This is a genomic window from Kineosporia sp. NBRC 101677 (assembly GCF_030269265.1).
In the GTDB taxonomy this organism is placed as follows: Bacteria; Actinomycetota; Actinomycetes; order Actinomycetales; family Kineosporiaceae; genus Kineosporia; species Kineosporia rhizophila.
Genome location: NZ_BSTA01000016.1, coordinates 1 through 19,645 on the forward strand (window position 1 = coordinate 1; position 19,645 = coordinate 19,645).

Sequence of the window (19,645 nt, forward strand, 5' to 3'; positions counted from 1 at the left end):
TAGCCACGCGGGTCCGCGAGCGTCCCCGCGTACGGATCAGCTGGTGACGGCTCCTGACCCCTGAGGGGCATGGGCCTGCCGATCTGCCTACCAGGGAACCTTGCCATTGTCGTCAAAGAAGCCACCCGTTGGGCACTCTCGCCCGAGAGTGGCCAACTGCACCACGATCGCGGCGCCCTCGGCCGCCGATCGGGTCACCTGGTACGGCAAGCCCTTAACGAAATCCGTGGCGGTCGCGCCGGGCGCGACCGCGTTCACCAGGATTCCCTCGTGGGACAGGGCCTTGGCGTACTGGACCGTGAGCATGTTCAGCGCGGCTTTCGACACTGGGTAGCCCAGCAGCCCTGGCATCCGGCTCATGTAGTGGGTCGCATCAGTCATCCAGGTCATCGAGGAGGTGCCGCTGGAGACGTTCACGATCCGGGCCGCGGACGAGCGGCGCAGCAGCGGCAGTGCCGCCTCGGTCACGGTCATGACGCCGAACAGGTTCGTCTCGAAGACCGCCCGCACCCCGTCAAGCTGCGCCGAACCCGGCGCCTGCACCCCGAAGTCGCCGGCGATGCCGGCATTGTTGACCAGAATGTCCAGACGGCCGAACCGGTCGCCGATCTCCTTGATGGTCGCCGTGACCCCGGGCTGGTCGGTCACATCCAGGGCGATCGGGTGAGCCGTACCGCCTGCTGCGCGGATCTCGGCCGCCGCCGCGGCTCCCCTTTCCAGATCCCGGGCGCCGACCAGCACGGTCATCCCGAGTTCCGCGAACCGGTCCGCGACGGCCCGTCCGATTCCCTTGTTCGCCCCGGTCACCAGCGCGATCGTCGTCTCATCACTCATGCGCATAGACGACCACCGCCCCCGCCGCCCGACCAGGATCAGCTCGATCTCGGTCGATACCCTCAGGGTATGGAGCTTGAGACCCGCGAACTGCGCTACTTCGTTGCGGTCGCCGAGGAACTGCACTTCGGGCGGGCTGCCCACCGGCTGGGTATTGCCCAGCCACCGCTGTCCCGAGCGATCCGCCTGATCGAGCGCCGGATAGGGGTCACCCTGCTGGAACGCACCAGCCGCGAGGTCAGCCTCACCCCGGCCGGCGAGGTGCTCCTCACGGAGGCCCGCGCCGCGCTGAACACGGTGGCTGCAGCGGTACGCCACACCCAGAGAGCAGCCGAAGCAACACCGCGCCTGGTCCTGGCCCTCAAGCCCGGCGGTGACTCCGACCTGCTGCGACCTCTCCTCAAGGGCTACGCCGCCACTGCCGGCGCCGTCCGGGTCGACCTCGTCTTCAGTACCGGCGAACGCGCCGCTATGGTCCGGGACGGCCGCGCTGACCTCGCCCTGCTACACCGGCCGCAGAATGACCTGAGCGGTCTGGACAGCGAGGATCTACACACCGAGGAACAGGTCGTCGTGCTTCCGCAAGGCCATCCGCTGGCCACCCGAACGACCGTGGCGATGGCCGACCTACGCGGCGAACCCCAGCCGCGCTGGCCTGAGGCCCGCCCCGGCGTGACCGGCCATCCCGTCACCGACACCGATCAGCTGCTGCAGCTCATCCAACTGGGCCGAATGGTCGCAGTGCTCCCGGGATCAGTCCGAGATCGTCTGCCTCCGGGCACGGTCAGCCGTCCGATCGAGGACGCTGGGCCGGTCACCCTCGTGATCGCCTGGCGCCGAGCATCCACATCCCGCCAAGTCGCCGGATTCGTCCGCGCCGCAACCTCCGCCACCCATGCCCCGCACCAGGGCTGCGCATCCTGAACCCGAGACAAGACATCATTGCTTCAACTCTTGCCCTACACAGCACGATTCAGCATGAGGCCCAGGTGACATACGCGCCTCCGCCGATGCTCGGCGTTGGAGGCCGGGCCAGCCACGGGAAGGAGCCGAGCCGCGGCCCAGGCTCGCTCCAGCCTGTCGATCACTTGCTCGATGCTCGCGGCGGTCGCTGGTCAGCCATCGGCCGCTGGACGCGTTACTTGATAACGAGCCCCGTGCCGGCGTAGCTATCTGCGGTGCTGGAGCGCCGAGAGCTCAAGGCGGCTCCAGGTACTCAAAATCAGGTGCTACGGGGTTGTGTCGCAGATGATCAATGCGCGAGATGGTCAAACTCGTTGCGCTTGGCCCCGTCGATGAAGGCCGCGATCTCGGAGCGTGTGAACCGCAGCACGGGTCCCTGCGTGTCCTTGCTGTCGCGCAGGTAGACAACGGTCGCGTCACCGGCACCGCTGCCCAGCTCTACGCAATTTCCGGACGAGCCGGACGCCGTGGCCTTGACCCAGGTGATGTGATCGGTGCTCATCGTTCGTACTCCTTGAGGTGAACCGACTGTGCGACCAGCCTGTCATATGTCCACCTCAGTTCCTGGAGCATCGTCGCTTTCACCGAGTACTGCCCAGCCAGGTAGGTCTCGGCGTAGGCCAGGTCCGGTTCCTTGGGATCGTCAAACTCCAGGAGTGTGAACTCACCCTTCGCAGCTGCCCTCGCCCCGTTGGTGAGCGGCAGCACGCGAATCACGACGTTCGCCTTCCTCGCCAGGACGCGCAGGTGTTCTCGCTGTTCCCGCATGACGTCCGGGCCACCCACCTGGCAGAGCAAGGCGGCCTCGTCGACGACGACCGAGACGTCAACGGTTCGCCGGTCGAAGACGTTCTGCGCCCGGTGCACGCGAATTTCGGCCAACCGGCGCGCATAATCGTGATCCTCGACGTAGTGGGGATCACTGGTGGCCAGCGCGGCGGCGTAGGCGGGGGTCTGACACCAGCCGGGAATGTTCACCCCGAAGACGCGCATGCGGTCCGCCACGGCCTCCAGATCGAGCAGCTGGACCAGCCACGGGCTGATGTCCTGCCGGTACTTCTCGTGCCACTCGTCCTCGTCAGCCTGCTCCACCATCTCGAGCAGGCGCGCCGTTGCCTCAGGATCAAGGCGGTAGAGGCGGCAGGCGCCACTGACCAGCAGGTAGCTCGGCTTCACCTCGCCGCCCTCGAGACGCCGGATGGTGCGCGGGCTGACGTGCAGCGCGGCGGCCGCCTCGGTCAGCGGAAGCTCCTTGCGGGCACGGTCCGGGAAAAACGCCTCCCGGGCGGCCTTGAGCTGGCGGCCGATAGACCTGCGCTGGGTCGCCGCGCTCGCCCTCTGCGTCATGATCGCCCCCGAACTGTGGCGCGGCCAGTGACACGAGCGCGGCGGCTTCCTGTCACGGCCTTCGAGCTAATGCCCGAACGCCACCTTGTACCCCGGGGCTGCGCAGCTGGACTGTAGTGGCAGGTGCATCGGCCCGGTCGGGCCGGAAGCTCCTGCTTCAGGTAGGGGGAGAGGAAAGCGGTGGTGGGGCCGTTGGGTCGAGAGGGATGGCCTGACGGTCCTCCGGGCGCAGCAAGATCAGTGCGGATCAGCCGGTGTGCTCGTCCCTGCCTGCAGGTTCGTAAACGGGCTGGCAGCAACGCTTCTGTCCTGCGGTTCATCGTTTCCCCTCCTCAGCTCTCGCCGTACGACTGACACACCGGGACTGGACACGTCGCCTTAACAGGCCGACGGCCTCGGCGCAACGTTCCGAAACGGGACGTGGCAGCAACGTAGACCTCCGGCAACGATCGGGATCGGAAATTCCGTTCTTGAATCGGTTAAACCTTGGTCAAGACTGTTGGATGACGTGAGGAGTGCAGCCATGGACGACGACGAAGTCCTCCGGCAACCCCTTGAAGTACCCGCAGCTGAGCTGCTGGTCTACCTGCGCCGCAACGGTATCGCCGTACGCGAGGCATGGGATCTGCCCGGGGGTGCCCTGCTCAGTTACGAGCCGGCCCTCGCCCAGGCGCAGATCGCGGAAGGGCTCCTGTTGGCGCAGCCCGGCATCGGCACGGTCGACCACGTGGGCCCGGGGCTGCTGCATGCGCGGCGTTGCTTGCAGCCTGAGGGCCAGCAGAGGCGGAACGCGCGCCCGGGACCTGCCCGGATGTTCCGAGCCCTTTCGCGATGGCCCCAGGGGTACCTCGGTGAGCGTTGACCTGTCGGCCCTGCGCCGCCCTGATGGCTACACGGGCCACACACGTATTGAGGTGGCCCTCGTGTGCAGGCGGCCGACTTCCGTTGTGCGGCTTGAGCTTGTGATGGGCGGCGAGGACATTACCGTCTGCCTCGACGGACGCCCGCTGGTCGTGATGGCGCGCCTGCCGTTCATCACCTGGCTGTGGTTCGGCGGTGACTACCGCTGCGGTGGCCTGCTCTGGGCTGTCCACGACGGGCGGGCCGTGCTGAGCGTCGACGGGCAAGAAATCTACGAAGTGGGCGGGGACGCCCTGACGCACGTGGCCAGCGTCGTCTGAGATGACATCAAGAACAGGGAGCTGAGCATGCGCGAGCGACTGCACGACAGCGGGCACCGCTGGAGCCGGACCTCGATCGTCGACGAGGCGGCCATCGACCATGAGCGGACCATCGGCACCGTCCCCGGAGCGGGCAACGACCTGGTCAGGGTCCGAGTCGCCCAGCGCGTCGACGTGAACCTGCTGGCCGAACCCATCACGCTTCATCACAGTCCTGTCCGAGTGACCGTGGGGGAGGCCTTCGAGCTCAACGTGGCGCAGACCCGGGACCTGGGCAGGCTGCTCCTGCAGGCAGCTGACTTCGCCGACCAGGTGGCAAGAGCAACATCGCGCCCTCGGCTCGTAGCCGGCGGCTGAACCGGTTGACGGGGCGGGCGCGAGCCCGCCTTACTCACAACTTCGGAAGAGGCCGAAGGTGCGTGGGGCAGCCGACGGCGGCCGATCGTCCAAAAGCACTGACATGTCGTCCTGATCAGCGAAAGGGGCCTGAGGGTTGAGCCTGAATACGCCCGCGGTCGTCCGTTCGGGCAACAACCTCTACCGAGATCCTGAGCTTCTCGACGAGCTCATGGACGACACGTCCTATACCGACCGGGTCCTACAACTGATCGGCGCCGATGACCTGCCCGCGCGCGATGTCCTGGATCTGGGATGCGGGACCGGGCGGGTCCTGGCCCAGATCGCGCAGCGGCGGCCCAACTGGCGGCTGCACGGAGTCGACTTCCAGACGGATCTGCTGCTGTACGCGGCGAGGCGGTATCCGCTCATCGGCTGGACGGAGGAAGACATCCGGACGCTCAGCCTGGAGATGGAGTTCGATGCCGTCACCATTCTGGGGCACAGCTTCTCGTACCTGATGGACGATCACGACGTCGATGCGGTCCTGGATGTGGCCATGGGGCATCTACGGCCGGGAGGTCTTCTTGTTGTCCACGTCCTGCCGGAGGTCAGGGAGAGTCCCGAACTGATCGCGACGATGCAGACCTGTCGGGGAGAAGTGACGCTGAGGACGTTGGCCACGGTGAACGGGCGCGGGCGTCGTCTGACCACGCGGTCCTGGACGTTCCATGACAGTGGGGTGGTCTGGCACGACGTGTTCGAGCAGCGGGCGATGCCTCTTGGCGATCTTGCGGCTCGGGCGCAGCAGGTTGGCTTCCGGCTGGTTCCTGGTGACGGGGATGTCCTTGCGTTTCAGGCGTAAGACGGCAGGACGAGCGCCCAGCCCCGCTCATCAGGCTTCGGTCTGGGGCGATGAAGACGGCATGGTGATGACTCTGGTTCCAGCCCGCGGCCGACATGTCCGGATCCGGCAGCAGGACCGACACACGCCATCCTGACCGGGCGCCGGGCCTGCCCATCGATCACGCCTTGCTGGAGGTCAGGGAGAGTGCCGAACTGATTGCGACGATGCAGACCTGCCGGGGAGAAGTGACGCTGAGGAGGTCGTCCACCACGGGTGAACGGGCGCGGGCGTCGCCTCACCATACGGTCCTGGACGTTCGATGACAGTGGGGTGGTCTGGCACGACGTGTTCGAGCGGCGGGTCAGGTCTCCTGACGGCCTTGCGGCTCGGGCGCAGAAGGTTGGCTTCCGTCTAGGACGTGTCCTGTGGATCAAGGCTAGGCGTCCGGCGACTACCTGGCCGCAATGAAGTAGGGGTTCCTCTGCCGAGACTCCGGACGAGCATCGCAGACGGATGACTGCCGGGTGAGGACGTCATCCATCTGGCGGGGCAGCCCACTGGAACACGTCCTGCAGGTCGGCGCCGAAGACGTGCGCGATGCGGAAGGCCGCTTCCAGTGAGGGTGAGTACTTGCCGGTTTCGATCGCAGCGATCGTTTGCCGCGTGACGCCGATGCGCTGGCCCAGTTGGCTCTGCGACATCTCCCCGTGCAGGAAGCGCAGCGTGCGAATTCGGTTGGTCAGCGTTCCTTCGATCATGACTGCAGGCGGTAGCTCGTCACCACGGAGGCGTAGTGCACGACCTCGGCGATGATGATGGCGAAGAGTGCGGCGTTGACGATGCTCCATCCCTCGGCGTTGAAGGGCATCACGACGCCGACGAGGATCATGCCGGCGATCAGGGCGTAGTACCCCAGGGTGACCGAGCGGCGGTCGATGGCGCGGTCGCGCTCATCGAGGGGCATGCGGGCATCCAGTGGTGATCGGCGCCGCAGGAACCAGTGCCCCAGCCCCAGTAGGACCGCTTGGGCGATTGCTGCGGTCCCGAACGGGACGAGGAGGTGCAGCCCGGGCAGTCGGTCACCGCCGCCGGGAGCTGCCGCGAAGGCGAAGTAGGGGCCGAAGGTGACCGCCATCGCGATCAACGACAGCCAAGCGATCTTCTCCCGGTACGGCACTGCGACCGCCTCCCCGTGTCGATGTTAAGTGAAGCGTACATGGAGTTAGATGCGGTTAACAGGGGTGGTGACCATCGGACCCGGGCCACCGCGCTAGGTGTCGAGCTGTGACGCCGCCCGACTGGGGCCGGGACTGTCCGGGGAACGGTGTAATGCGGTCCGGCCTGACCTGCCGAGCCTGAGCGTTCGGCGGACAGGAGTAGGACATGTCCGACAGCATCGAGCCCATGACGGGGGCTCAGAGAACGGTCAGTAGTGATGATCTGCAGCATGTTTCGGGTGAGGCGGGTGAGATCATCGGGGCATTCCTGACTGGTGAGGATCAGCAGCGCCTGGCCGTGGATCTCGTGGCTCAGGCCAAGGCGACGGGAGCGGATCTGGTCGGTCCGGACGGGCTGATGGCGCAGTTGACCAAGCGGGTCCTGGAGGCTGCGCTGGAGGCCGAGATGGTCGAGCACCTCGGCTACGAGGCGCACGATCCCGAGGGTCGTAACGGGCGCAATTCACGCAACGGGAAGCGGTCCAAGACGGTCCTGACCGGTCTGGGGCCGGTCGAGATCGACGTGCCGCGTGATCGTGACGGCTCGTTCGAGCCGGTGATTGTGAAGAAGCGCCAGCGGCGTCTGGACTCCATCGACCAGATCGTCTTGTCGCTCACGGCAAAGGGCAGCTCCTAGAGAGGATCAAGGAGTGGTCGGATCCTCAGGCGTTAGCCAAGGAACTAGGCGAGAACTGGGTTGGTGGCTATTTTCCCGAGCCAACCATGGCCGAAGAGATTGCCTCTCATGGCCCGATGGGGGCTGTTCTGCAGGCGCCGGGAGGCGGGCGGCATATGGGGCTCTTCGCAGTTGAGGGTGTAGAGGCCGTGGGCGCGTCGGTCCCGGGATAGGCGTCGAGGTCTTCCGAAGATGGCGGTTCCTACGCCAGCCACCTGGAAGACCTCGACATGCGTGACGCTACCTTCGATCGTCCTGACCTGACCACGTTCTGCCGCCTCGACGAACTCGGACTTCACGTCGTCGGGCAACGCTTGGAGGCCGGGCGGGCGGTGCTGGCCTGCCGCGTTGTTGCGCCGGATCCCGCAGATACCTGGTGTGACCGTTGTGGGAGCGAAGGCGCAGCGCGCGGTTCGGTCGTGCGCCGGCTGGCGCACGAACCGCTGGGCTGGCGGCCGACGACGCTGCTGGTCACGATCCGGCGCTACCGCTGCACCAGCTGCGGACACGTGTGGCGCCAGGACACCTCCCGCGCGGCCGAGCCGCGGGCGAAGCTGTCACGGCGCGGGCTGCGGTGGGCGCTGGAAGGCCTGGTCGTGCAGCACCTGTCCGTCGCGAGGGTCGCCGAAGGCCTCGGCGTCGCGTGGAACACCGCCAATACCGCGGTTCTGGCCGAGGGCAAGCGGGTCCTGATCGAGGACCCGCACCGGTTCGACGGCGTGCAGGTGATCGGCGTGGACGAGCACGTGTGGTGCCACACCCGCAAGGGCGACAAGTTCGTCACCGTGATCATCGACCTGACCCCGGTCCGCGCCGGCACGGGACCTTCACGGCTGCTGGACATGGTCGAAGGCCGCTCGAAACAGGCTTTCAAGCAGTGGCTCTCCGACCGCGACCCGTCCTGGCGGGCCGGGGTGGAGGTGGTCGCGATGGACGGGTTCACCGGGTTCAAGACCGCCGCCGCGGAGGAACTACCGGCCGCGACCGCGGTGATGGATCCCTTCCACGTCGTGCGCCTGGCCGGTGACGCGCTGGATGGGTGCCGGCGCCGGGTCCAGCAGGATCTGCACGGTCACCGCGGCCGCACCGGGGACCCGCTCTACGCCGCCCGCCGCGTGCTGCACACCGGTGCGGACCTGCTCACGACCAAGCAGCACCGGCGGATCACCGCCCTGTTCACCACCGCCGGCGGTCAGCATGTCGAGGTCGAGGCGACCTGGGGTGTCTACCAGCAGATGATCACCGCCTACCGCGAGCCCGACCGGGGCCGAGGCCGGGACCTGATGAAGAAGCTCATCGCCTCCATCAGCGACGGCGTCCCCGGCGCCCTGGTCGAAGTCGCCCGGCTGGGGCGCACCCTGAAGAAGCGGGCCGACGACGTCTTGGCCTATTTCGAGCGGCCCGGCACGAGCAACGGCCCGACTGAAGCGATCAACGGCCGCTTGGAGCACCTACGCGGCACCGCCCTCGGCTTCCGGAACCTCACCAACTACATCGCCCGCAGCCTGCTCGAGACCGGAGGCTTCAGGCCCCGACTACACCCTCAATCGTGAAGATCCCGATATGCCTCGCTCCGCTCGGCAACGCAGCGTGGCGTTGTGTCGCGACCTGGACGTGCGAGGTGTCAACGGTGCGTCGGCGCAGCGATCGTTGTGTGCGCAGCGAGATGCTCCATGCCGCACGCGCGGCGCGCACGAACGCAACGCCCCGGAACGCCAACGACCCGTCATCGCTGCGACGCGCAACACGTCTCCCGTCACGGCAACGGATCGCAACCACGACCCGCCCACGGCGCCTCGCGGGACGGAGGGCAAGTTGACACAGTTGCGCTGCCATGGAACCGCGCTGGCTCTCTCGATGACCACCGGTGAAACAGTGCCGCTCCAGGCTTGCGCCTGGTGTTGCCTGGCCTCCTCGTGATCGGCCCGTCGGGGATCGTCAACGTGGTGCCGGTGTCGAGGCGGTCGGGTCCGACGGCTCGGCGGGGCGCGATCGTCTCGTGCGTTGGCGGACTACGGGAGCTTGGACGCCAGGACGTCGGCCGCCAGGATCTCGGGTGCTGCGCCGAGGAGGTGCTGGTTGGCCATCAGGGCTGCGACGATGGCGCCGTTGGCGTGGGCGTCGCGAGCGGCCTCGTCGGGGAATGCATCGAAGATCCAGAAGGTGTCGGCGTGGGTCCTAGCCGCGAACCAGACAATCGTTCCTACTTCTTCGTTGGCGAGTGCGACAGCGCCGGCGAGCAGATCGGCGAGCGCGTCGTGCTGTCCATCGGCCGCGACGATCTTGGCGACGAAGGCATACGGAAGTGATGCGGGTGTGGACATGAGGGGTTCTCCTTGAAGTCGGGGTTCTTCGTGGGGCGAGTTCAGCGTATGACGAGGGTCAAGCCCATGGAGGTGGTGTAACGGTCGTGTCGCGTGATTCTTCTTGGCTGGTCAGGCGGTGATTGCCTGGATGTCGGGGGTGTCCTCCTTCGGGGTGTTGGCGGTGCGGGCTTGGGCGAGGATCTCGGTGCCGAGGTAGCGGCGTCCTTCGATCCATTCGTCGTGTTGTTCGGCCAGGACGGCCCCGACCAGGCGGATCAGGGCGGCGCGGTTGGGGAAGATCCCGACGACGTCGGTGCGGCGGCGGATCTCGCGGTTGAGGCGTTCCTGCGGGTTATTTGACCAGATCTGCCGCCAGAGAGACTTCGGGAACGCGGTGAAGGACAGGATCTCGGTGCCGGCGTTCTCGAGGTGCTCGGCGACGGCGGGGAGTTTCTCGTCCAGGGCCTCGATGACCCGGTCGAACTGGGCATGGACCGAGTCCGCGTCGGGCTGGTCGAAGACCGAGTGAAGAAGCGTTTTCACCCACGGCCAGCTGCTTTTCGGGGTCGCGGACATGAGGTTCGCCGCGTAGTGGGTGCGGCAGCGCTGCCACGACGTTCCGGGCAGGGTCGCGCCGATCGCGGCGACGAGCCCGGCGTGGGCATCGCTGGTGACGAGCTTGACCCCGGACAGGCCCCGCGCGGTCAGGTCCCGGAAGAACGCCAGCCATCCCGCGCCGTCCTCGGCGGACGTCACTCGCAGGCCAAGGATCTCGCGGTGTCCGTCCCGGTTGACCCCGACCGCGACCAGGGCATGGACGTTCGCCACGCGTCCGTCCTCGCGGACCTTGAGCACGAGGGCGTCGGCGGCCACGAACGTGTACGGGCCGGCGTCCAGAGGCCGGGTCCGGAACGCCTCGACCTGCCCGTCCAGGTCAGCGGCCATCGCCGAGACCTGGGACTTCGACAGACGGGTGATCCCGAGGGACTCCACCAGCTTCTCCATCCGCCGCGTCGAGACGCCCAGCAGGTAGCAGGTAGCCACCACCGACGTCAGTGCTGCTTCGGCCCGCTTGCGGCGCTCCAGCAGCCAGTCCGGGAAGTACGTACCAGTAAGGACTTTCGGAATCGCCACGTCAAGCGTTCCGACGCGGGTGTCGAAGTCCCGGTGACGGTAGCCGTTGCGGGAGTTCACCCGCTCCGAGGAGGGGACGCCGTAGCCGGCGCCGCACAGGGCATCGACCTCTGCGCCCATCAGTGTCGTGATGAACGCGCTCAGCATCTGCCGCAGCAGATCGGGCGAGGCAGACTCGAGCTGGTCATTGAGGAACTGGGCAGGGTCGATCTGGGTACTCTGGTTCTTGGCCATCGCGTGGTCTCCTACGAGCAGATTTTGGTAGGTCTCTCGAAGATTCACGCGATGGCCGCCCTACGTCCGGGTACGCCACGGTCCCCGGATCAGGTGACCCTCGTGATCGTTACACCACTCTCGTGGACTCCACTCTCATCGATCGTCCGGCAAGGATAGAAGATCATTTGATGCGTTGGTGACGGACCGGTGTGACGCGTCCGCAATCAATTGAAGACGGGCAGTCCGCTCAGAGGCAGGTCTTCGCTCCGTTCATTGCCCAGGCAGCACAGTGAAAATATCGCGCACGGACCGTCAACCTTGCTGGTCAGAGAGTGCTGGAACAAGGCATGGACGCAATACCGGCTTCTCTTCTTGCACACCGGTTGTGCGAGGAGAGGACCACATCGATGCCCCCACCAGGTTCGTCCCGGACCCGTTCGCATCGTGGGACTTGCGCCGTCGGTCCGCCTGTACGAGCGGGCCTTCAGAAGGAAGCGGCGCAGTTAACTGCTGTGCGAGGGGGAAGGCCGTAATGCTGCACCGTCCACAGGACAGAGGACGGGTCGTTACCTCACGGCGACTCTGGCTCGCGCTGGTGGTCATGGTCGCCACACTCGGGTGTGCCGCGATCGGAGCCGTGCTGCTGGCTGGCTCTGACGCGGGTGGCGATGTTGCTGGTGTGAGGGCATCGCACGAGTCCGCCGCTTCCTCGACGGCGCCGGCGAGGTCGGGTTCGCCCGGGGGAGCGGGCCAAGGCAAGGGCGAACAGCCGGCAGACCGTGATGCTTCAGCAGCGCCCGCATCGGTAAAGCCAGTGGTGAGGCGGGCGCGAAACAAGGTCGCAGCCCGGGCCATGCCGGACACCGGCACCGGCCGCGCCTACGGCGAAGCCGAGCCAGCCACAGGACCGCTGCCGGCGCCGATCGAGCTCCCCGCGGCCCGGGGCATGGACGAACTGGGGGTACCCACGGGTTTCCCGCCCACGCAGGAGGGCGCTCTGGCGCAGTTGACGGCCATCGCTACTGCGGCAGCGAACTCATCGTCGGTACCGGGCGTGGAGCGGGTCCGGCAGGCGTGGGTGGCTCCGGGTGGTCCGGATGCGGGGGAGTGGACGTGGCGGGCCTCGATGACGCACCTGCTGCAGATGCTGGACACGCCGCTGTCTGGATCAGCCGGAACCCGGATCACCGGCCGCCCGCTGATGGGGCTGGTGAAAGACACCGGCGGGCTCGATGTGGGCACCGGGTGGGCGGTGGTGTGCGTGGACGTGGCCCTGGACCTGCAGGTCGACGGGTGGACCCACCACGGGGTGGTGGCCGACTGCCAGCGCATGCTGTGGGACGGGCAGCGGTGGCTGATCGGGCCGGGTGCAATACCGGCGCAGCCCGTCTCGCAGCCGTGGCCCGGCACCGACGCTGCCTACGAGGCCGGATACCGGGACCTGGTCACGGCCGCCGAGGCCGGCGACGCTGCCGAGCCCAGAGGGTTGCAGGAGAGACCGGGGGAGACGGCCGGGCAGGGGGCGCCGTGAGCCAGACGGAGAACCCCGCCCAGCCTTCCATGGAGTCGGCAGAACGCCCTTATCTGCCAGGGGGTCTGTACGCGCGGGCTCTGGGGGCGGCCGCTGTGCTGCTCGGAATTGTTGCCGGGATTCCCGCTGCCCTGCTGGGGTTCGGAGCCGGCCCGCTCCACACCCTGACCTACGCCCAGGAAGCCGTCGAGGCCGGCCGGTACGCATGGGTGCTGCTGGCCGCGCCCAGCCTTCTGCTGTGGGCATGGTGGGTATGGGCCCTGCTGTCCATTGTTCGTGAGTTCCGCACTCAGCGGCAGGCTCTGGCCAACAACCACCTATGGACGACGCGGGGCTCGGGGCTGTTGTCGGACCGCCAGGGGCGCGGTGCGGGTCACGGGAGTTGGTGGGTGCGCGCGTTGGTCACCACCGTGGTGCTGGCCCCGATCGCTGCCCCCGCGACGGCGCTCGCCGCACCCGTGCCAGCCACGGCCAGTTCTGCAGAACTGACGGCTGGACTGCCGACTGCGGTCGGGCCGACGCTCGTTGCCGGCCCCGCGGACAACGCCAGTTCGCCATCGGCAGGCAAGGGCGAAGCTGCGGCGCGCCCTGCCCGTACGGATCCCCACGCCCAGGAGGCCGAACTAAAGGCTGTTCAGGACGCGGTACAGGTGCCCGCGTCGGCCGAGGCTGCGACGCGGGCGGTCACGGTGCAGTCGTGGGGGCAGGACTCCACGCTGTGGGGTCTGGCCGAGACGCACCTGGGAGACGGCGCTCGCTGGGGCGAGATCTGGTCCCTGAACGAGGGGCACCGCCAGCAGGACGGCACCGTGATGCGCAGTCCGTCGTTCCTGCGTCCTGGCTGGACCGTGCTTGTCCCCGAGACTCACCATCATCCGTCCAACGGCACACAGGCCGCCCAACAGGCACCTGCGACGGGCGGGAGCTACACCATCGCCACTGGCGACCGGCTGGCGGACATCGCCAGCCGCTACCTGGGCGACCCCGAGCAGTACACCCGGCTTCAGGACCTCAACCGGCGCACCATCCCGGATGCCGACCACATCGAGACCGGCGACCAGATCAGGCTGCCCAGCCAGGTCCGCGACCGGGGCAGCAGGCCTCACGCGCGGGGCACGAGCACCCCCGCGCAGCGATCCGATACGACACCAGCCAGCGGGGAGTTGGCCCAGGACGCTCCGAACGGACATCGCGTGCCCGACGATGCGACCACAACGATGCCCCAGCCTGCGCCCTCCGCCGAGGTGACCGGCAAACCAACGCGACCGAACTCGCCAACGCCGCAACCGACGTCCCCAGATTCGAGCTCTCACGAGACAACGCACGCTTCACCGACTGCGTCGACGAACTCCGGATCCACTGGCAGCCTCGCCGAGCACTGGGTGGACACTCCCGCCGGCATCGGGCCCTTGCTCGGTGACGTCTGGCAGTGGGCTCTCGGCCTGGGCGGCGCCGTCATGGCCGTTCTCCTTCTGCGGCGGCGAAAACTGCGCCCAGACGAATACTTTCCTGAACGCATGGACAGCGAGCACCGCCGGAACACCGACCGGGACGGGCTCGAGTTGGCCGGCACCGACGATGAGGAGTCCTGGGACGATACGGACCGGGAGGACGGACCCCGGCTACGGCCGGAGACCGCCGCAGTCGTTCGGCGTCCCGCGATCGACCAGGCGCGGGCAGCCATTCACCAGATGGCCCAGAACGTGCCGGCGGCTGCTCCCGCCCGTTCCGCCACCCACGAGCCGTCTGAAACACCGAGACCTGAAGTAGTTCAGGTGCAGACCAATTCGGTAGAGACCGAGCAGGGCGGTGTCGCTCCGCCGCGCCGTGTCTACGTCGTCAAGAACGATTCCGCCCGCCCGCGCAACGGCGCCGTGCCGCGAATCTCGCCGAAGCCAACTGCCGTCCGGTCAGCAGACTCGATCCCGCCCCTCGCGAATCCCGTCCACCTCAACGCTCATCCCACGGCACCGCCCCCGGATCCCGGAACCCTGCCACTCATCAACGGCCATCAGCAGAACACTCAACTGGACGACAAACCCCGGTCACAGCCGGACCCGCAGGAGCAGGCCGAGCGGCGGCCCCGGCGACCGCGGCACCGCGCCGAACCCGCTCGCACGACCAGCGAAAGCGAAGCTGCCCCAAAACCGCTCGCGCAACCGAGCCCTGCGCAACCTCCGCCACCCGACCCCACCCGTCCTCAATCGGATCAGCCCCACACGACGCCTGACCTGGCACCCAAAACCAACGCCCCACAAACTAATGCGGGACCCGCCGACCGGGGCGCGGCCGCGGCACCGGTCGCGGACTGGGAAACGAAGCCGCCTAAGAACCACAGCGCAGCCGCGTCCTCGAACGTGCACATCCGTCTGTTCGGCGCCCCCGCCATTCTCGACAGCAACGGCACCCCCGTCCCCAACCTCCGCCGTCAGGCTCTCGCCCTGCTGCTCTACCTGGCGCTGCACCCGGAAGGTGCCTCCACCAGCACCCTGCAAGAAGTCCTCTGGCCCGACGCCACCCTCACCAGTGCCAAGAAACGTTTCTCCACCGAGATCTCCAACCTGCGTCGCGTCATCCGGGCCGCCGCCGGCACCGACGACCTCAGCTACGACGCCGTCCCCGCCGACCGCGGCCACTACCGGCTGCGCCCCGACCTCGACATCGACCTGTGGACGTTTACCCGCGCCCTCGCCCGCGCCGAGAGTGACCCCGAGCACCGCGAACAACACCTGCGCCGGGCCATCGCCGCCCAGAGCGGGCACCTCGCCGACGACGGCACCCGCTACCCCTGGCTCGCGCCCCACCGCACCCACCTGAGCCGGCAGCGAGCCAAGGCCAAACGCGCCCTGGCCGCCCTCATCCAGGACGAGAACCCGGAAGAAGCAGCAGCTCTCATCACCCAAGCCGACCAGGCCGAGGCCAGCCTCGGCCCGCCACGGCAACCCCGACCCGACCAGGCCAACTCCCACCGGTCCCCGGAGAGCCCCCGATGACCCAGCCGAGCACACCCTCGACCGACACGCCCCGGCCGTGGCTTTCCGGTCTATGGACGCGGGTGCGCACCGACCCGCGCAACAGCTTCTCCGCCGCCGTCTGCCTGGCGCTCGGCTCCATCGCCTTCGCCGGCTCAGCGACCCACATCCTGCACGTGGGCGCCTACCCCCACGTCGACGTCACCGGCTGGCTGGTCTGGAGTGTCGCCGGCAGCCTGGAGGCCCTGGCCGCTTACGCCGCCTGGGAAGCACGCCAGCGCCGCGGATGGAACCGGGCCATCCCCGCTCTGGTGCTCCTGGCCTCGCTGGCCTTCATCATCCTGGCCAACCTCGCCGCAGCCGAGGACGACGCCTGGGCCGCCCGGCTGCCGTGGGCCGACGCGTTCGCTGTGGTGCCGCCGCTGTCGTTCCTGTCCGTGGTCGCCATCGCCGAGAGCCGGACCTGGAAGCTGCCCTCCCCGCCGCGCCCGACGCGGACGCCACGCACGGCCAAAGCCAAGGTGACGGGCACCGAGCCCGAGAAGCACAGGTCCCCGGTGGGGCCCACGCCGCTGGCGAGTGTCTCGGCGGTGACCTCGTTGAAGCCGGTCGTGCGTCCGGGCGAGGGGCGCTCGGACGCGGTGGAGCGGTGGCTTGCGGAGGGGCAGCGCTGGAAAGCGATGATCGAGGCCGGGATGGACGCTTACGGGGTGGGGGAGACGGCTATGAAGAACGAGATCCGTCGTGCCCGGCGGGCCGTCATCGATCAGCCGGAACAGGCCAGTCGTTGATGGCCGGCGTCAACGGCCTCCGTATTGGGGGCGCTGACCACCGTCAGCCCGTCACGACCGCCGGGTCGGGTGGAACCGGCTTCGCGCGAGCGCTCTTCGAGGCATGGACCGCCGCGCCGGGCGACATCTGAGGCCCTACCCGACCGGTAGGCCCGAGCGGCGACAACTGCGTTGTGCGGAATTTGAGCCGCTACGATCACACTCCAGTGCGCCGTGGTGTCGTTTGACAGGAGGCCCCACAGCGCCCCGCTCGAAGGTATATCTGTCATAAAAGATGGGAAGCACATGCTCACGGCCCGAGACGTGCATTTTGGCTACGGCGGTGAGCCGGTTCTTTCAGGGGCCGATCTAGTTGTGGCCCAAGGTGAGTCGGTCGCTCTTGTAGGTCCCAGTGGGGCTGGTAAGAGTTCTCTTCTGTATTGCCTCGCAGGGATTTTGCTGCCAAGTTCGGGAGAGATCACATTAGACGAAACTGTGATCTCGGCGGCATCGGCGAGCGAACGTTGCCGCCTCCGGCGGGAGCGATTCGGCTTCGTTTTCCAGTTCTCTGAACTCGTTCCGGAGTTGTCGATCCGGGAGAATGTCGAGTTTCCGCTACGCCTGATGGGATTTGCCCGCAAGGAAACTCGACGCCGGGCTACCGACATCATGGAAAGACTGGGAATCCTGGCGTCCGCAGACCGCAGGCCTGGCCAGGTATCCGGGGGACAGGCTCAACGTGCAGCTGTCGCTCGCGCCGTCATCCATCGACCGACCCATGTTTTCGCCGACGAGCCTACCGGATCTCTGGACACCGTATCCGGGCGTCAGGTTCTGGAGGAACTCCTGGCTCTGGTCAAGGAAGAGCAGAGTTCTCTCATCCTGGTCACCCACGACCAGAATGTGGCAGCCGCCATGGAACGGCAGATTCAGGTCGTGGACGGCCGATGCATGGCAGGGGTCCAGTGACGGGGTGGGCGCTGGGGTGGCGGCTGGCCACACGTCCCAGCGGTCCGGCGCGCGCCCGAGCAGTCCTGATCGTCGCCGGGTTCATGCTGGCGACCACAATCATCACTCTCATTCTTGCCTTCACTCAGGCCACCCAGGCGAGGGAGAGTCGCACCCAGAATCAGATTCCGGTGTTCAGCATGGAGCATGCGACGTTCCACGCCAAGAGTGTGACTCTGCCTTACAAAGGACAGCCCTGGACCATCATTTTCGTCGCTGCCTCTGCTCCTGAGGCAGTGCCACCCCCCGGGCTGTCGCGTTTCCCCGGCCCCGGCGAGACCTGGCTATCACCGGCTTTGGCCACCCTCAGCAGGTCGGACGACATCGTTGGGCAACGCGTCCCAGGCGACCGGATGGGGCTGATCTCCCCGGAAGGTCTAGTCGCCCCCGATCAGTTGCTGGCCATCGTCGGTCGGGAGGACCATGCTCTTGGCGATGTCGGTGCCTCGTCCGGATGGGGACCTTCCTTCGCAGGCGACGGCTCCAGCGACACTGTGGTTCCCCGCTCGGCCATCTTCATGGCGACAGCGGCCCTGGTAGGGATCCCCCTCTTCTTCTTCGCGCTGACCGTGAACCGCCTGTCATCAACCGCACGCGCACGTCGCAACGCAGCTCTGTATCTTCTCGGAGTTCCTCAGCCTGTTTTAGCAAGGGCAGCGGGCGTGGAGGCCGGCCTGCTTGCAGCCTGCGGGACCGGGCTCGGCCTGCTGATCGGATCGTTTCTCATCCCACCGGTTGCGACCAGCGGAATCATGGGGATTCGCTGGTTCCCCGAAGATACGGATCCTGGTCCGGTGCAGATCGTCCTGCTGGTGGCGACGATGACCTGGGGAGCGTCCCGCCTCAGCGCCAACAGTGTTCGGCGGCAGGTGCAGTCACCGCTCGCAGTCCGCCGTGGCAACGCTTCAGGTGGCGGCGGCCTCCTGAAGTTCCTGCCCCTGACCATCGCGTCCAGTGTCCTCCTGTCGCTGTGCATCATCGGGGCCCTGCAGCGTGATCGCGCCTTGGCTACCGGGCCTATCAGCCTCCTGTTCGTGCTGGCTGCGGCCTGCGCCGTGGGTGGTTCGCTCTTGGCCCTTCCCCCGGTGACGGCCCGCCTGGCAAGGCGATTCAGTAAATCGTACGTACCGGTTCCTGTCCTGCTGGCGGGGCGACGCTTGTCCTTTGACGCCTCCGCGAGCACTCGAATGGCTGGAGCTGTCGTTCTGCTCCTGGTCACCAGCCTTCTCGGGCTGGCCGTGGTCAACGACATTCAGTCCCTCGTGCAGGTATCACGAGCCGGTCACACCATCGAGGTGGTCCTGCCCCAGTCCGCTTCAGCTACACAACTACAGAACGCGCTCAGTTCGGTGGAAGCCCCGACCACCGCACTGCTCCTCCCAGTCAATTCTTCCGACACCGAGGTGTCCACCAATCTCGCCGTCGTCACCTGCCAGGATTTTGAGGCTCTCGGGGGTAGGACGGCCGCAGACTGCAAAGCGAACACGCTTTACTCTGTCGCCGGAACCCCGGCGTCCCTGGCAGGCCTTCCTCCGGAACGGCAGAGACAGCTTCCCTCAGCCGCGGCCATTGAACTTCCAGCGGAATCGCTCACGGCAACGGTTTTCGCCGGAAGTACGCTTCTCCTCACTCAGGAACCCTCAGGGTGGGCAGAGTCCGCGCAGGGTGCCATTTTGGTTGCTCTTCCCGGGCCTGGTGAACGGGCTGCTGCCGATTTCACGACGCAGGTCCTGCAGGCACTTCCCCTCGCCGACATCAACTACACCGACCTTGACATCACTTCGCTCTACCTCTTACCCATCTTCCGTCACATGATTTTCGCGTGCACAGGCCTAGGACTTCTGACCGCGCTGGCCACGTATCTGATCGCAGCCGGCGACCGGGGCCGGGAACGGCGCCGGGAAAATGCCGGGATGATGGCTTTGGGAACTCCACTCGCTGTGTTGATCGGTGCTGAGGTTTACCAGGTCCTTCTGGCCGTAGGGGTCGCTGTTGGCCTTGGAACCGCAGTCGGTTGGCTGATCGCCCAGGGCTATCTGACGCTCGGAGGCCACCACGGCCTCTTTCTGACTGCTCCCCTGACGGGCATCGCCCTGGGGGCCCTGGCTCTGGTTGCGGGTGGTGTCACCGCGCCACTGTTCGTCGCCGGGCGTATCAGCGCCGAGGACCTGCACCGAGAATGACAGGCCTCAACCCGAACCGCCCCGGAGTGTCCGGAGGGCACAGCACTCCGGACACGCCGGGGCGGTTCATGCAGGACGGTTGCACCGTGCTGTCCCATCCGATGGACTCGGAAGGTCGAGAGCC

At 67.2% G+C, this 19,645-nt stretch carries 18 protein-coding genes and 1 pseudogene; 12 read left to right on the forward strand and 7 right to left on the reverse strand.

Annotated features, from left to right (window positions below; all coding sequences use genetic code 11):
* Window positions 1-87: 87 nt before the first annotated feature.
* Window positions 88-834 (reverse strand): SDR family NAD(P)-dependent oxidoreductase, encoded by a 747-nt coding sequence (locus QSK18_RS32390; protein WP_352396707.1) that lies wholly within the window; start codon window positions 832-834, stop codon window positions 88-90.
* Window positions 835-903: 69 nt separating this feature from the next.
* On the opposite strand from QSK18_RS32390, the gene QSK18_RS32395 reads away from it, so the two are divergent.
* Entirely contained in the window at window positions 904-1,758 is an 855-nt protein-coding gene (locus tag QSK18_RS32395) for a LysR family transcriptional regulator (protein ID WP_285627116.1), read from the forward strand.
* 328 nt (window positions 1,759-2,086) lie between these two features.
* On the opposite strand, the gene QSK18_RS32400 is transcribed toward QSK18_RS32395, so the two are convergent.
* A complete protein-coding gene (locus tag QSK18_RS32400; RefSeq protein WP_285627119.1) occupies window positions 2,087-2,299 on the reverse strand; it encodes a DUF397 domain-containing protein in 213 nt (70 codons plus the stop codon).
* Window positions 2,296-3,144: a helix-turn-helix domain-containing protein gene (locus QSK18_RS32405; RefSeq protein WP_285627122.1), complete on the reverse strand. Its 849-nt coding sequence runs from the start codon at window positions 3,142-3,144 to the stop codon at window positions 2,296-2,298. Before QSK18_RS32405 ends, QSK18_RS32400 begins: the two co-directional genes overlap by 4 nt.
* 523 nt (window positions 3,145-3,667) lie before the next feature.
* On the opposite strand from QSK18_RS32405, the gene QSK18_RS32410 reads away from it, so the two are divergent.
* The 4 genes from QSK18_RS32410 (at window position 3,668) to QSK18_RS32425 (ending at window position 5,526) form a co-directional block, all read left to right on the forward strand.
* Window positions 3,668-4,006: a hypothetical protein gene (locus QSK18_RS32410; RefSeq protein WP_285627125.1), complete on the forward strand. Its 339-nt coding sequence runs from the start codon at window positions 3,668-3,670 to the stop codon at window positions 4,004-4,006.
* Window positions 3,996-4,325, forward strand: coding sequence for a hypothetical protein (locus tag QSK18_RS32415; protein ID WP_285627128.1), 330 nt, complete (start codon window positions 3,996-3,998; stop codon window positions 4,323-4,325). The genes QSK18_RS32410 and QSK18_RS32415 overlap by 11 nt, the downstream gene beginning before the upstream one ends.
* Window positions 4,326-4,352: 27 nt before the next feature.
* Complete coding sequence (locus QSK18_RS32420) at window positions 4,353-4,682, forward strand: hypothetical protein (protein WP_285627131.1); 330 nt, start codon at window positions 4,353-4,355, stop codon at window positions 4,680-4,682.
* Window positions 4,683-4,818: 136 nt separating this feature from the next.
* Window positions 4,819-5,526: a class I SAM-dependent methyltransferase gene (locus tag QSK18_RS32425; RefSeq protein ID WP_285627134.1), complete on the forward strand. Its 708-nt coding sequence runs from the start codon at window positions 4,819-4,821 to the stop codon at window positions 5,524-5,526.
* A gap of 515 nt (window positions 5,527-6,041) precedes the next feature.
* Here the strand turns inward: QSK18_RS32425 and QSK18_RS32430 are convergent.
* Window positions 6,042-6,266 (reverse strand): helix-turn-helix transcriptional regulator, encoded by a 225-nt coding sequence (locus QSK18_RS32430; RefSeq protein ID WP_285627137.1) that lies wholly within the window; start codon window positions 6,264-6,266, stop codon window positions 6,042-6,044.
* Entirely contained in the window at window positions 6,263-6,685 is a 423-nt protein-coding gene (locus tag QSK18_RS32435; RefSeq protein WP_285627142.1) for a hypothetical protein, read from the reverse strand. The genes QSK18_RS32430 and QSK18_RS32435 overlap by 4 nt, the downstream gene beginning before the upstream one ends.
* A 227-nt stretch (window positions 6,686-6,912) precedes the next feature.
* Between QSK18_RS32435 and QSK18_RS32440 the strand changes: the two are divergent.
* Together QSK18_RS32440 and QSK18_RS32445 are read left to right on the forward strand one after the other, a co-directional pair.
* Window positions 6,913-7,353, forward strand: a pseudogene (locus tag QSK18_RS32440) (transposase); the annotation flags it as partial.
* A gap of 278 nt (window positions 7,354-7,631) precedes the next feature.
* Complete coding sequence (locus QSK18_RS32445; protein WP_285627151.1) at window positions 7,632-8,954, forward strand: ISL3 family transposase; 1,323 nt, start codon at window positions 7,632-7,634, stop codon at window positions 8,952-8,954.
* A gap of 459 nt (window positions 8,955-9,413) precedes the next feature.
* Here the strand turns inward: QSK18_RS32445 and QSK18_RS32450 are convergent, their stop codons facing one another.
* Both QSK18_RS32450 and QSK18_RS32455 read right to left on the reverse strand, forming a co-directional pair.
* Entirely contained in the window at window positions 9,414-9,725 is a 312-nt protein-coding gene (locus QSK18_RS32450) for a putative quinol monooxygenase (RefSeq protein WP_006247389.1), read from the reverse strand.
* A 111-nt stretch (window positions 9,726-9,836) separates the two neighbouring features.
* Window positions 9,837-11,075 carry an IS256 family transposase gene (locus QSK18_RS32455; protein ID WP_285627198.1) on the reverse strand — a complete coding sequence of 413 codons (1,239 nt, stop codon included), beginning with the start codon at window positions 11,073-11,075 and terminating at the stop codon, window positions 9,837-9,839.
* Window positions 11,076-11,910: 835 nt separating this feature from the next.
* Here QSK18_RS32455 and QSK18_RS32460 point away from each other — a divergent pair.
* The 5 genes from QSK18_RS32460 to QSK18_RS32480 all read left to right on the forward strand — a co-directional run bounded on the left by QSK18_RS32460 (window position 11,911) and on the right by QSK18_RS32480 (window position 19,521).
* Window positions 11,911-12,588, forward strand: coding sequence for a hypothetical protein (locus QSK18_RS32460; protein WP_285627201.1), 678 nt, complete (start codon window positions 11,911-11,913; stop codon window positions 12,586-12,588).
* Window positions 12,585-15,581, forward strand: a complete 2,997-nt coding sequence (locus QSK18_RS32465) for a LysM peptidoglycan-binding domain-containing protein (RefSeq protein WP_285627203.1) — start codon at window positions 12,585-12,587, stop codon at window positions 15,579-15,581. The genes QSK18_RS32460 and QSK18_RS32465 overlap by 4 nt, the downstream gene beginning before the upstream one ends.
* Entirely contained in the window at window positions 15,578-16,351 is a 774-nt protein-coding gene (locus QSK18_RS32470) for a hypothetical protein (protein WP_285627206.1), read from the forward strand. The genes QSK18_RS32465 and QSK18_RS32470 overlap by 4 nt, the downstream gene beginning before the upstream one ends.
* Before the next feature lie 285 nt (window positions 16,352-16,636).
* Entirely contained in the window at window positions 16,637-17,299 is a 663-nt protein-coding gene (locus QSK18_RS32475; protein ID WP_285627210.1) for an ABC transporter ATP-binding protein, read from the forward strand.
* 83 nt (window positions 17,300-17,382) lie between these two features.
* Entirely contained in the window at window positions 17,383-19,521 is a 2,139-nt protein-coding gene (locus QSK18_RS32480; protein ID WP_285627213.1) for a hypothetical protein, read from the forward strand.
* Window positions 19,522-19,645: the final 124 nt, after the last annotated feature.